The 11,743-nt window shown below is 74.8% G+C and carries 10 protein-coding genes and 1 pseudogene; 3 read left to right on the top strand and 8 right to left on the bottom strand.

Features of this window, described 5'->3' with window-relative positions; genetic code table 11:
• Positions 1 to 152 precede the first annotated feature (152 nt).
• The 4 genes and pseudogenes from DT057_RS31560 to DT057_RS37590 form a co-directional block, all read right to left on the bottom strand.
• Positions 153 to 791, bottom strand: a complete 639-nt coding sequence (locus DT057_RS31560; protein WP_128566007.1) for a TRAP transporter substrate-binding protein — start codon at positions 789 to 791, stop codon at positions 153 to 155.
• The gene (locus DT057_RS31555; RefSeq protein WP_238312932.1) at positions 695 to 1,708 is read right to left on the bottom strand and encodes a CaiB/BaiF CoA transferase family protein; all 1,014 of its coding nucleotides are present in this window, start codon (positions 1,706 to 1,708) and stop codon (positions 695 to 697) included. The genes DT057_RS31560 and DT057_RS31555 overlap by 97 nt, the downstream gene beginning before the upstream one ends.
• 153 nt (positions 1,709 to 1,861) lie before the next feature.
• The gene (locus DT057_RS31550; protein WP_128566005.1) at positions 1,862 to 2,731 is read right to left on the bottom strand and encodes an HpcH/HpaI aldolase/citrate lyase family protein; all 870 of its coding nucleotides are present in this window, start codon (positions 2,729 to 2,731) and stop codon (positions 1,862 to 1,864) included.
• A gap of 92 nt (positions 2,732 to 2,823) precedes the next feature.
• Positions 2,824 to 3,117 (bottom strand): annotated as a pseudogene (locus DT057_RS37590) (Lrp/AsnC family transcriptional regulator); the annotation flags it as partial.
• A 1,064-nt stretch (positions 3,118 to 4,181) separates the two neighbouring features.
• On the opposite strand from DT057_RS37590, the gene DT057_RS31540 reads away from it, so the two are divergent.
• Positions 4,182 to 5,276, top strand: a complete 1,095-nt coding sequence (locus tag DT057_RS31540) for an isocitrate/isopropylmalate dehydrogenase family protein (RefSeq protein WP_128566004.1) — start codon at positions 4,182 to 4,184, stop codon at positions 5,274 to 5,276.
• Between the two features lie 10 nt (positions 5,277 to 5,286).
• A complete protein-coding gene (locus DT057_RS31535; protein WP_128566003.1) occupies positions 5,287 to 6,216 on the top strand; it encodes a ketopantoate reductase family protein in 930 nt (309 codons plus the stop codon).
• A gap of 93 nt (positions 6,217 to 6,309) precedes the next feature.
• Here the strand turns inward: DT057_RS31535 and DT057_RS31530 are convergent, their stop codons facing one another.
• Positions 6,310 to 7,443 (bottom strand): aldo/keto reductase, encoded by a 1,134-nt coding sequence (locus DT057_RS31530; RefSeq protein WP_128566002.1) that lies wholly within the window; start codon positions 7,441 to 7,443, stop codon positions 6,310 to 6,312.
• A 95-nt stretch (positions 7,444 to 7,538) separates the two neighbouring features.
• Between DT057_RS31530 and DT057_RS31525 the strand changes: the two genes are divergently transcribed.
• Positions 7,539 to 8,441, top strand: a complete 903-nt coding sequence (locus DT057_RS31525; RefSeq protein ID WP_128566001.1) for a LysR family transcriptional regulator — start codon at positions 7,539 to 7,541, stop codon at positions 8,439 to 8,441.
• Positions 8,442 to 8,507: 66 nt separating this feature from the next.
• On the opposite strand, the gene DT057_RS31520 is transcribed toward DT057_RS31525, so the two are convergent.
• The 3 genes from DT057_RS31520 to DT057_RS31510 all read right to left on the bottom strand — a co-directional run bounded on the left by DT057_RS31520 (position 8,508) and on the right by DT057_RS31510 (position 11,319).
• Positions 8,508 to 9,401, bottom strand: a complete 894-nt coding sequence (locus DT057_RS31520; RefSeq protein WP_128566000.1) for an alpha/beta fold hydrolase — start codon at positions 9,399 to 9,401, stop codon at positions 8,508 to 8,510.
• A 70-nt stretch (positions 9,402 to 9,471) separates the two neighbouring features.
• Complete coding sequence (locus DT057_RS31515) at positions 9,472 to 9,849, bottom strand: VOC family protein (protein WP_128565999.1); 378 nt, start codon at positions 9,847 to 9,849, stop codon at positions 9,472 to 9,474.
• Positions 9,850 to 10,092: 243 nt separating this feature from the next.
• A complete protein-coding gene (locus DT057_RS31510; RefSeq protein ID WP_128565998.1) occupies positions 10,093 to 11,319 on the bottom strand; it encodes an acyl-CoA dehydrogenase family protein in 1,227 nt (408 codons plus the stop codon).
• Positions 11,320 to 11,743 lie beyond the last annotated feature (424 nt).

Here is an 11,743-nt window from a genome sequence, read left to right as displayed (position 1 = left end):
TCAGGGCCGGCTCAGGCGGCCGCTCGGAACGGCCGGGGGGAGGCCGGACCCGCCGGCACGGCCGCCCGCTCGCGGAGCCCGGCCCGGCGCGCCTGCGCCCTCGCGGGCGCCGCAGGGCCTGCCCGTCTCGGGGCCGCCGGGGGCGGCCCCGCTCAGCCGATCGGGCCGGTATACTTCTCCAGCACGCCCCAGAGCTCGGGCCCGAACCGGCCCTTCCACTCCCTGTAGAAGCCCGCGGCTTCCAGCTTCGCCCGGAACGGCCTCTGGTCGATCTCGATGATCTCCAGACCCTTGCCGGAGAGTTTCCTCGCGAGCTCGGCCTCGATCCGGGCCACGTCGGCGCGATGGTCGAGCGCGGACCGGTCGAGGTTCCTCGCGACGACCGCGCGCACGTCGTCCGGCAGCCCCTCCCACAGGCGGCGATTGCTGAGCGACCACCAGCCGTCCCACATGTGTCTCGACAACGTGACGTATTTCTGCACTTCGTACAGCTTGGTGTAGTACAGGGTGGTCAGCGGCAGCTCGGTACCATCGACGATCTTCGTCTGCAGCGAGGAATAGGCCTCGTTCATGTTGATGGTCGTCGGACCGGCCTCGAAGGCCCGGAACAGCGACGTCCACAGGGCCCCGGGCGGCACCCGCAGCCTGAAGCCCTTGAGGTCCTCCGGCGTCCTGATCGGGCGGGTGGAGGACGTCAGCTCCTTGAAGCTGAGATCCCAGATGCGCGGCTGCGCGACGAGGCCGGCCCTGGCGATGTCGCCCCGCAGCCGGGCGCCCAGGTCGCCGTCCATCGCCGACCAGATCGCGTCACCGCCCGGTCGACCTCGTCGCGGTGCGTCAGGCGCGTCGCCATCGCCTGGAAGCGGTCGGGGGCCGCGAGCGCGGGCCGTCCCATCGCGTGGGCGAGGCGCGCGAGGATCTTGTCGGTCGTGCAGGCGATGGCGACCCAGCGCCCGTCGGCGGTCGGGTAGTGGCTGTGGGGCACGACGATCGCGGTGGCGGCCCCCATGCGCTGCCGGACGATCCCCTTCGCGCCGTAGGCCGGGACGAGCTCGTCGAGCATGCGGAACATGCTCTCGTAGAGGGCGACGTCGATCATCTGCCCCTCCCCGGTGACGTCGCGCGCGCGCAGGGCGAGGAGCACCCCGAGCGCTCCGAACACCCCCGACCCGTAATCGGCGAGCGTCGCCGAGCCCGGGGTGACCGGCGGGCCGTCGGGATCGCCGGCGAGGAAGCTCAAGCCGCTGAAGGCGTTCGCGATGCGGCCGAAGCAGGGCCGGTCGCGGCAGGGCCCGGTCTGCCCGAACCCGGTGATGCGGAGCATGACGATCCGCGGGTTGACCGCCTTCAGGACGTCGTAGCCGAGGCCCCAGCGCTCGAGCGTGCCGGTCTGGAAGTTCTCGCAGAGGACGTCCGCCTGCGCGACGAGGCGCTTGAGCAGCGCGGCGCCCTCCGGCTCGCGCAGGTCGAGCGTGAGCGACTTCTTGTTGCGCGCCTCGGTCAGCCAGGTGAAGCTGTCGCCGGCCTCGGAGGCGTTGCCCAGGCGCCGGCAGGGATCGCCGACCCCCGGGAGCTCGACCTTGATCACCTCCGCGCCGAACTCGCCGAGCAGCGTCGCGGCGAACGGGGCGGCGATGAAGGTCGCGATGTCGATGACGCGGATGCCCTGGAGCGGCAGCGTCCTGGGGCGGCTTGAGACATGGATCACCTCGCCGATGCCGGAAATCGTTGCTGAGGGGGGCTTTCGGCGCCCTGCGGGCGCCCGAGCCGTGCGCGGACCGGCGCGGCCGGCCGCATCGCCCCCGGGACGGGGGCGGGCGATCGTCACGGCCATCGCGGTCCGCGGGAGCGAGTCGGCGCGTCAGGCCGCCGTCCCGTCGCGGACCTCGTCGACGGCCCGGACCATCCGTGCGGCGCGCAACGCGATCGGGTAGTCGACGAGGGCGCCGTCAACCCGGATGGCCGCGAGCCCCCGCCGCTCGGCCTCCCCGAAGGCGGCCACGATCCGCCGCGCCCGCGCGACCTCCGCCTCGCCCGGGGTGAAGGCGCGGTTCACCGCGGCGACCTGCGACGGGTGGATGCAGAACTTGCCGCCGAAGCCGTAGGTGCGGGCGCGCCGGGCGGCCCGCTCCAGGCTGCCCGCATCGGCGATGTTCGTGTGGGCGGTGTCGATGGGCGGGGCGAGGCCGGCGGCGCGGGCGGCGGCGGCGACCTGGAGCCGGGCGAGAGCGAGCGCCTCCTCGCCGTCGGTCCACTCGGCGCCGACGTCGTTGACGTAGTCGCCCGCCCCGAAGGCGAGCCGGCGGACCCGCCGGGACCGCGCGGCGATCGTCGCGGCATTCATCACCCCGCGCGCGGTCTCCACGATGGGGAGGAGCTCGACCGCGCCCGGAGCGAGCCCGTGCTCCCGCTCGAGCTGCCCGACGAGCCAGTCCGCCAGCGCCACGTCCTCCGCGCTCTGCGCCTTGGGCAGGATGATGCCGTCGAGCCCCGGACGCACCACCTCCAGGAGGTCGCCGAACGCGAACTCGGTCTCGAGGGCGTTGATCCGCACGAAGGTGCGGCCGCGCCGCCGGACCGCGAGGGCCGCCGCCGCCCTCCCCCGCGCGGCCGGCTTGTCGGCGATCGCGACGGCGTCCTCGAGGTCGAGGATGGCGGCGTCGGCGCCGCAGCCGAACACCTTCTCGCTGTGGCGGGGGTGGGACGCGGGCGCGAAGAGGAGGCTGCGCATGGGGATGCTCCGTTCACCGGGGCCGGGCGGGCGGGCGGGCCGCCGGCCGGGACGGGACGGAGGGGCGGGCGGCGCACGCAGGAGAGCAGGATCTGGGTGCGCAGCGAGCGGACGCCCGCGAGGGCCGCCAGGGCGTCGAGGAGGCGGCCGAGGGCGCCGGTGTCCTCGGCGAGGACGCGCAGCAGGTAGTCCGCGTCGCCGCCGACGACGTGGAGGTCCACGACCTCGGGGCGGGCGAGGGCCTCGGCCTCGAAGCGCCTGCGGTCCGGCGCGGCCTGCGTCTCGAGCGTGACGCTGATCGAGGCCTCGACGGTCAGGCCCAGGCCGGTCGGATCGATGACCGCGCTGTAGCGGGTGATGACGCCCCGGGCCTCCAGGGCCCGCACGCGCCGCCAGCAGGGGGAGCGCGCGCAGCAGCGTGAAGTTGCGCGCCCAGGTCGGGCTGGAGCGCGGGTCGCGCGCCGCGAGGTCGAGCTTGGGCTGGATGAGGCTCTGCCGGATCCCGCGCATGTTGGGATGCCGGCAATGCCCGTTCAGGACCTCCTCGGCGTCGTCGGCGCCGAGATCCGCGTAGGCCACGATGGCGTGGGGAAAGCCGCGCGAGCCTGCGCCGTCCGCCACGCCCTGCAGCCAGCGCGTCTCGCGGACGGGATCGGCGTGGTCGTGCTCGGCCTGCACGTGGACGGCCTTCGTCACCCCCGTCTCGCCGACGTCGCGAAGAAAATCGCCGATCAGGTAGTCCTTGCGGATGCTCGCGTAGTCGCCGATCACCCGCGGCCGCACCGTGTCGGTCAACCAGGGGTAATAGTTCTCCTTCAAGTCCCAGATGGGGAAATGCGTATCGACCTTATGCATGCAAGTGCCCTCCCCCGACCGGCATGCCTCGATGTCGGCTCGTCAGCGCAAGTCTTGACGATCGATAACATGGCTCCAGGCGGTGAGGCTTCGTTGATTTCGCTGCCTCGAGACCGCGAGAGGGAAACGATCGGCGCGGCGGCGGGTCGTTTCGGCCGGAAAATTGCTGTCCTGGCGCAAAACTGTTCTTTGCCGAGCGCGGCCGCGCGGGCGCCCGGTTCCGGCAGCACGGTGCCGAACTCCAGGACCCCGTGCGCCGGAATATCGGAGACGTAGACCCGCACGTCCCGTGGCGACATCCCCAGGATGGCGCTGGTCTCGTGCAGGATGCGCGCGAGGATCCCGGCCCTCTGCTCCTTCTCCTGCCGGCCCGGATCCCGGCGGGGGAACGACGCCGCGCCCTCGACATCCGAGGGAGCCTGCCCGCGGCCCCGCACGCCCTGACGCCCCGCCCCCCGTGGAACGGGGGCGGCGAGCGTTGAACCCGCCCCCGGTTGCCTGCATCCTCGGCGCGCATTAGAAGCGTTCGCGCCCGATGGGCACGCCGCGCTCCGGATCATCGCATTCGGTCGGGGACGCTTCGGGAGCACGGCCGATGGCCAGGAACCGCTACGAGGTCGCGCTGCTGCCGGGCGACGGCATCGGCCTCGAGGTGACGGACGCCGCCGTCGCGGTGCTCACCGACGCCGCGGAGCAGCACGGCGTGACCCTCAGCTACGCGACCTACGACGCCGGCGCCGCCTACTACCGGGTGTCCGGCGAGGCGATCTCCGCGGCGTCCATGAGCGCGCTCGGCGAGGCCGACGCGGTCCTGCTCGGCGCGATGGGCCTGCCGGACGTGCGCTACCCGGACGGCACCGAGATCGCGCCGCAGATCGACGTGCGCGAGCATTACGGCCTGTTCGCCAGCCTGCGCCCCTGCCGCCTGTTTCCCGGCGTGCCCACCCGCGTCCGCGCCGAGGCGGTCGACATGCTGATCATCCGGGAGCTCACCGAGGGCCTGTTCGCCGGCCGGCACGATCCGGCGGAGCCGAGCGACGAGCGGGCGAGCGATCGCCTGACGATCACCCGCGCCACCAGCGAGAAGCTGTTCGAGGTCGCCTTCGCGCAGGCGAAGCGGCGCCGCCGGCTGCACGGCACGCCCGGCCACGTCACGCTCCTCGACAAGGCCAACGTCCTGCGCAGCAATGCCTTCCTGCGCAAGCTCTTCGACGAGGCGGCGGCGCGCCATCCCGACGTCGCCACGGCGCGCCTCTACATCGACGCCGGCGCGATGATGCTGGTGACCAATCCCGAGCGCTTCGACGTCGTGGTCACCGAGAACATCTTCGGCGACATCACGTCCGAGATCGCGGCCGGGGTCGTCGGCGGCCTGGGTGTGGCGCCGTCGGGCGACGTCAGCGAGACCCACGGCGTGTTCCAGCCGAGCCACGGCACGGCCCCCGACATCGCCGGCCGGGGCGTCGCCAACCCGGTCGCCGCCATCCTGTCCGCGGCCATGCTGCTCGACTGGATCGCCGAGCGGCACGGGGATCCGCGCTGCGCCGGCGCCGCGGCCTCGATCCGCACCGCGACCGGCGCGGTCCTGGCGAGGGGGCCGCGGACCCGCGATCTCGGCGGCGACGCCGGCACGCTCGAGGTCACCCGGGCGATCCGGACCGCGCTCGCGGCCGGCGCTCCGGCGGCGTGAGGAGGGCGGCATGGCGAAGGTCGCCATCATCGGCTGCGGCGCGATGGGCTCGGTCTACGCCGCCCTCATGGCCGACGCGGGCCACGCGGTGCACGCCGTCACGCTCTGGCCCGACCACGCCGAGGCGATGCGGATCGCGGGCCTGCGCGTCGAGGGGGCGAGCGGCGACCGCACCGTCGCGCTCGCCAGCGCCGGGACGGAGGCGGACGGGATCGGGGTCTGCGACCTCGTCGTCATCGCCACGAAGGCCTTCGACGTCGCGGCCGCGGCCCGCTCGTGCGTGCCGCTGATCGGGCCGGACACGGTGGTGCAGACCATCCAGAACGGCCTCGGCTCCCCCGAGGTCGCGGCGTCCGTCCTGGACGGCGACAGGATCGCGGTCGGCGTCGTGGGCGGCTTCGGCGCCTCGCTGCGCGGCCCCGGCCACGCCCATCACAACGGCCTGGAGATGATCCGCTTCGGCGCCTTCTCGGGCCTGCCGCGGCGGCGCCTGCAGGCCTCGGCCGAGATCTGGACCTCCTCGGGGTTCAAGGTCGACCTCTTCGAGGACGTGTCGCGCATGGTCTGGGAGAAGCTGATCATGAACGTGACCTTCTCGGGCACCACCTGCACCACCGGGCTCACGATCGGCGGGGTCATGGCCGACCCGGACGCCTGGAGCGTGGCGCTCGGCTGCGCCGAGGAGGCCATCGCGGTGGCCGAGGCCATCGGCGTCGGGCTGGAGGTCGGGGACCCGATCGCGCACATCAGGACGCTCGGCGGCAAGATCCCGGACGCCCGGCCCTCGATGCTCCTCGACCACGCCGCGGGCCGCCGCGGGGAGGTCGACGCGATCAACGGCGCGATCCCGCGCCTGGGCAGGCCGCACGGCGTCCCGACGCCCGTCAACGAAACCGTGGTCGCCATCATCAAGGCGCGCGAAGCCGGCTTCCCGGCCTGACCCGCCTCGTCCCCGGCGCACCGGCCGCCGGGACGGTGCCTGACCGCGCCCTCTCCGGCCGGGCGGCCGCTCCGGGATCGCAGGCGGGCGTCCTCAGCCCGACGGGCGCGCCGTCTCGCCCGCCGCCAGGACCTCGGCGCCCCCGAACACGACCTGCCGCCGCAGCGGCGGCCGCGCCAGGCCGTAGATCATGCGCGGCTCGGCCGGCGCGCTGGCCGCATCGAGGGCGGCGCGGTGCTCGCACGACAGCACGAGGTCGAGGGCGGCGACGTTGTCGGCCACCTGCGCCGGCCGGCCGACCCCCATCAGGGTCGAAGCCACGCCCGGCCGGCCCGCCACCCAGGCCAGCGCGACGCGCGCCGGCGGCTGCCCGATCGCCGCGGCGACGCGGCGCACCGCCTCCACGATGGCCCAGTTGCGCGGGGTGAACAGGCTGTCGCCGAACGGATTGGCGCCGTCCAGGCGCCTGTCGTCGGCCGGCCGCTCCTCCCCGGCCCGCGCCGCGTCCGTCGGCAGCCCGCCCGCACGGGGCCCGGCCGCCTCGACGGCGGCCCGGTCGTACTTGCCGGTCAGCAGCCCGCAGGCCAGCGGCGACCACGGCACCATCCCCATGCCGAACTCGGCCGCGAGCGGGAGATGCTCGTCCTCCACGTCCCGGCTGACGAGCGAGTAGAAGAATTGCAGCGCGACCGGCCCGGGCAGCCCGCGCACGGACGCGAGCGTCGCCAGCTTGGCGATGAACCACGCCGGCGCGTTCGACAGCCCCCAGTACCGGACCTTGCCGGCACGCACGAGGCCGGCCATCGTCTCCGACACCTCCTCGGCCGGCGTGACGCCGTCCCACACGTGCAGCCAGTACAGGTCGACGAAGTCCGTCCTCAGGCGGCGCAGCGAGCCCTCCAGCGCCGCGCGGACGTGCTTGGCGCCGTTGCCGCCGGCATGCGGCCCCGTCCCGCCGGCGAAGCCCGATTTGGTCGCGAGGACGAGCCGGTCGCGCAGGCCGCGCTCGGCGACGAAGCGGCCGATCATCGCCTCGCCGTTGCCGCCGGCGTAGACGTCGGCGGTGTCGACGAAGTTGCCGCCCCGCTCGACGTAGGCGTCGAGGACGGCGCGGCTGCCCGGCTCGTCCATGCCCCAGCGCGCCGTGCCGAAGGTCATGGTGCCGAGCGCCAGGGGGCTCACCGCCAGCCCCGAGCGGCCCAGGGTTCGATAGCGCGTCAGGTCCATTGCTGCATCTCCTCGATGATGACACGAGGATAGCGACGGCCCTCTCGCGGGATTATCCGCCCGTGACGGCATGGGCTTGTGAACGGTATGCAGCAATGCGGCGCGGCGACCTCGACGATCTGGCGGCCTTCGCGACGGTGGCGCGGGCGCGCAGCTTCACCCGCGCGGCGGCGGAGCTCGGCCTGTCGCCCTCGGCCCTCAGCCACGCGGTCCGCGCGCTCGAGGCGCGCCTCGGCATACGCCTGCTCGCGCGCACCACGCGCAGCGTGGCGCCGACACCGGCGGGCCAGCGGCTGCTGCGCTCCCTCGATCCAGCGCTCGCGGAGGTCTCGCGCGGCCTCGCGGCGCTGTCCGACTGGCGCGGCGAGCCGTCCGGCCGCGTCCGCGTGACGACGTTTCCCTACGCGGCGCGGACCGTCCTCGAGCCGGCCCTGCCGCGCTTCCTCCTCGACCACCCGGCGGTCTCGGTCGAGGTCGTCCTCGACGACCGCCTCACCGACATCGTCGCGGCGGGCTTCGACGCCGGCATCCGCTTCGGCGAGAGCGTGGAGCGCGACATGGTGGCGGTGCGCGTCGGCCCCGACCTGCGCACGGTGGTGGTCGGCACGCCCGCGTACTTCGCGCGCCATCCCCGGCCCGAGACCCCGGCCGACCTGGAGGCGCACGACTGCGTCAACTACCGCCTGGTCGGCGGGGGCGGCCTCCTGCCCTGGGAGTTCGCGCGCGGGGGCCGCGAGACGCGCGTGAGGGCGGGCGGCCGGTTCGTCGTGAACGACGGCGCGCTGGCGGCCGCCGTGGTGCGCGCGGGCGCGGGGCTCGGCTACATGTTGGCGGACGAGGTCGCGGCCGACCTCGCGGCGGGCCGGCTGGTGCAGGTGCTGGCCGACTGGTGTCCCGCCTTCCCGGGCTGCCACCTCTACTACACCAGCCGGCAGGTCACGCCGGCGCTGCGCGCGCTGATCGACGCCCTGCGCTGGAGGGACGGCGTCGCCGCCTAGAGCATTCCCTGCCGCCCCTCCGCTCCCGACCGGACGCCCGCGCCGAGCGCGGGCGGCGCGCGGGGCTCAGGGCGGCGCCAGGAAGCCGCGCAGCACGGCGGCGGTCTCCTGCGGCGCCTCCTCGGGAAAGAAGTGACCGCCCTCCACGGCGTGGCCCCGCACGTCGTCGGCGAACGGGCGCCAGAGCGCCAGCGGGCCGCCCTCGTCGGCGTACCAGCGGGCGAGCCCGCCCTGCCCGCTCCAGAGGGCCAGCACCGGGCAGGCGATGCGCCGGCCCGCGGCGCGGTCGGCCGCGTCGTGCGCGCGGTCGAGGGTCGCGGCGGCGCGATACTCCTCGCAGACCGCGTGGACGTGCCGGCGATCCCGCAGGGCATCGATGTAGGCCCGCCGCACCTGCGGCGGGAAGGCGGCGGGACGCGACCCCCAGCCGTCGAGCGCACCGTCGATCACGGCGTCGGGGGCGGCGTGGACGAGCCGCTCCGGCAGCGGCGCGGGCTGCGCCAGCAGGGACCACGGCCAGAACGACAGGGCGAACCGGGCGTCGGCCCGGTCCCACGCGGCCGCGGTCGGCACGACGTCCAGGACCGCCAGCCGGTCGATCGCGCGGGGGTGATCCAGCGCCATGCGGTAGGCGACGCGGCCGCCCCGGTCGTGCCCCGCCACCGCGAAGCGGTCGAACCCGAGCGCCGCCATGGCGGCGACCATGTCGGCCGCCATCGCGCGCTTGGCGTAGGGGGCGTGGTCGGGGGCCGACGCGGGGCAGCCGCTCGCGCCGTAGCCCCGGAGGTCCGCGCAGACCACGCTGAACGTGCGGGCGAGATCCGGCGCGATCTCCCGCCACATCAGGTGCGTCTGCGGGAAGCCGTGCAGGAGGAGGACCGGGGCCCCGGTCCCCCGTCGGCGCAGGAAGATCGTGGTGGCGCCGACATCGATGGTCTCGGCCGTGAAGTCGTCGAACATGCCGCGCCCCCCTTCGCGCCACCGCCGGGGCCGACCGCGCCTGCGGGCCTCCCCGGCGCCCCGTGCCCGCTCACCCGGCGGAGTGGGTGACCGCCTCGATCTTGTTGCCGTCCGGGTCGCGCACGAAGGCGCCGTAGTAGTGGGCGTTGTACTCCGGCCGGAGACCGGGCGGCCCGTCCTCGCTGCCGCCGTGGGCCAGCGCCGTCCCGTGGAACGCCCGGACCATGGCCTGGTCGCGCGCCTGGAACGCGACGTGCACGCCGTTTCCCGGCGCGGCGGGCCGTCCGTCCACGGGCGTCACGAGGCTGAGGAGGATGTCGCCCGTGCCGTAGTGGATGCCGCCCGCGTCCTGCTTGATCAGCCGCAGGCCGAGCACCGCGAGGACGGCGTCGTAGAAGGCCCGCGCCCGCGCGACGTCGTTGGTTCCCAACGAGAGGTGGTGGATCATGGCTCGCTTCGCTCCCGCGTGAGGGGCACGGGTGCCGGCGCGCCTCGCCCGCTCGCGCGCGAGGCGCGCCGGCACCCGTGCCCCTCACCAACGCGGGACGGGCCGCGAGGTTGGCGGCGCCGGGGAACGCCGCCGGCCTGCCGCCGGGGAACGCCGCCGGGCTGCCGGCCGATGACGGGCGCGCGCCCGCGCGCTCGCGACGCCACGCTCCGGGAGCCCGGAGGCTTATCGGCCGCGGATGCCTCACGCCTGCCCGACGCGGTAGTGGCGGGGCGGGGCGGCCCCGCTGACCGCGAAGGCGCCGACGGTGCGGTCGCGGTAGATGCGGGGATTGTGCGACGCGATGGTGCGGGCGTTGCGCCAGTGCCGGTCGAGGCCGAGCCCGCGCCGGGTCGCCGAGGCGCCGAGGGCGTCGAAGAGCAGCGTCGTCGCGTCGAGCACCAGGCTGGTCACCACGGTCACGGCCTGGTTCACCTCGACGTCGGCCACGGTGGCCTCGGCGGCGGCCGCCGCCTCGCCGTCCGGCGCCTGGTCGGCCTCGTAGACCCGCTGGAGGGCCTCCGCGGCCTTGAGCACCACGGCGCCGGCCGCGTAGGCCGCGCCCCGCACCCGGCCGACGACCTGCAGCACCTGCGGGTCGTCGGCGACGCTGGCGGCGTTGCCGTGGCTGTAGACCCGGGTGCGCTCGGCCACGAGGCGCGCCACGTCGCCCGCCGCCGCCCGGCCGATCCCGGCGAGCGTCGCCAGGTGCACGAGCTGGAAGAACGCCATCGCGTAGCGGAACCGGCCCGGGTCCGGGTTCACCAGCTCGGCCGCCACGGCAACGTCCGTGAAGCGGGCCGTGCCGCTCGCGGTCAGCGCCTGCCCGAACCCGTCCCAGTCGTCCAGCACCTCGACGCCCGGGGCCCGGCGCGGCACCGCCGCGCCGACCGGGTTGCCGGCCTCGTCCACCGCCGCCAGGTGGATCCAGTCGGCGAAGAGCGAGCCGGTCGTGTAGAACTTCGTGCCGTCGAGGACGTAGCCGGCGCCGCGGCGGCGCAGCACGGTGTCGAAGCTGCCGACCTTGGCCGGGCCGGTCTCGGAGACCCCGCTGCCGACCGTCTGGCGGGCGGCGATCCGCGGCAGCCACTGGGCGCGCCACTCCGGATAGCGGGAGTTCAGCACGTCCTCGGTGAAGCCGAAATGCGCCCGGAGCGCGTTCGTGACGTTGGGATCGGCCTCCGACAGCTCGATCAGGAGGGCGAAGAGCTCGGGGAGGCTCGCCCCGTGCCCGCCCTCGGCGGGCGACAGGCGCAGGGTGGTGAAGGCGGCCTCCTTCAGGCGGCCGATCTCCTCGTGCGGCAGGCGCCGGTCGCGGTCGCGGGCGGGCCCGCCCTCCCGGATCTGCCGGAGCAGCGGGCGGAACCACCCGGCCCACTCCTCGTAGCGGGCGCTCGGGCCCGCGCCCCATCCGGCCTGTACCTGCGTCATCGCGCGCATCCCGTCCGTGAGCCGCCCGCGCCCGGGCGGCGTTGCGGGCCCGCCGGCCCGACCCGCCCCGCGATCGTCGCCCGGCTCCGTTTCTCAAAAAGAACAGCGCGCGATCCCGTTGGGGCACCGGGAGCGATGTTCTTGCGGGTCGGGCCGCCCCGCACAAGCATTTATCGCCGCCGATGAGTCTTTTCTCGCCGGTTTGAAAGATCGCACTGCGCGAGCCCGGCGCGAAAGAAGATTGTCGCTCCGCTCCGCCGTTCTGTAAAAAGAACATTCTCGTTGACAGCGGGTGGGGCCGCGGGAGAGCCTTCGGGCCTCCGACCCGACGGCCCGCCTCGCCGCGGCCCTGCGACAGGACGATCCCCCATGGCCGCGATTCCCATCGGCGCAATCCCCAAGGCCGCAACTCCCGCGGCCGCGC

Origin of the sequence: Methylobacterium crusticola (assembly GCF_003574465.1) — a bacterium.
Lineage (GTDB): Bacteria > Pseudomonadota > Alphaproteobacteria > Rhizobiales > Beijerinckiaceae > Methylobacterium > Methylobacterium crusticola.
The sequence above is the reverse complement of the archived record's forward strand: the minus strand, read 5'-3'. Positions and strand labels throughout refer to the sequence as shown.

Bases quoted from the DNA above. Each gene is read 5' to 3' on its own strand.
- DT057_RS31560 (WP_128566007.1), bottom strand. From the start codon at position 791: ATGGACGGCGACCTGGGCGCCCGGCTGCGGGGCGACATCGCCAGGGCC.
- DT057_RS31550 (WP_128566005.1), bottom strand. From the start codon at position 2,731: ATGCGCAGCCTCCTCTTCGCGCCCGCGTCCCACCCCCGCCACAGCGAG.
- DT057_RS31540 (WP_128566004.1), top strand. From the start codon at position 4,182: ATGGCCAGGAACCGCTACGAGGTCGCGCTGCTGCCGGGCGACGGCATC.
- DT057_RS31535 (WP_128566003.1), top strand. From the start codon at position 5,287: ATGGCGAAGGTCGCCATCATCGGCTGCGGCGCGATGGGCTCGGTCTAC.
- DT057_RS31530 (WP_128566002.1), bottom strand. From the start codon at position 7,443: ATGGACCTGACGCGCTATCGAACCCTGGGCCGCTCGGGGCTGGCGGTG.
- DT057_RS31525 (WP_128566001.1), top strand. From the start codon at position 7,539: ATGCGGCGCGGCGACCTCGACGATCTGGCGGCCTTCGCGACGGTGGCG.
- DT057_RS31520 (WP_128566000.1), bottom strand. From the start codon at position 9,401: ATGTTCGACGACTTCACGGCCGAGACCATCGATGTCGGCGCCACCACG.
- DT057_RS31515 (WP_128565999.1), bottom strand. From the start codon at position 9,849: ATGATCCACCACCTCTCGTTGGGAACCAACGACGTCGCGCGGGCGCGG.
- DT057_RS31510 (WP_128565998.1), bottom strand. From the start codon at position 11,319: ATGACGCAGGTACAGGCCGGATGGGGCGCGGGCCCGAGCGCCCGCTAC.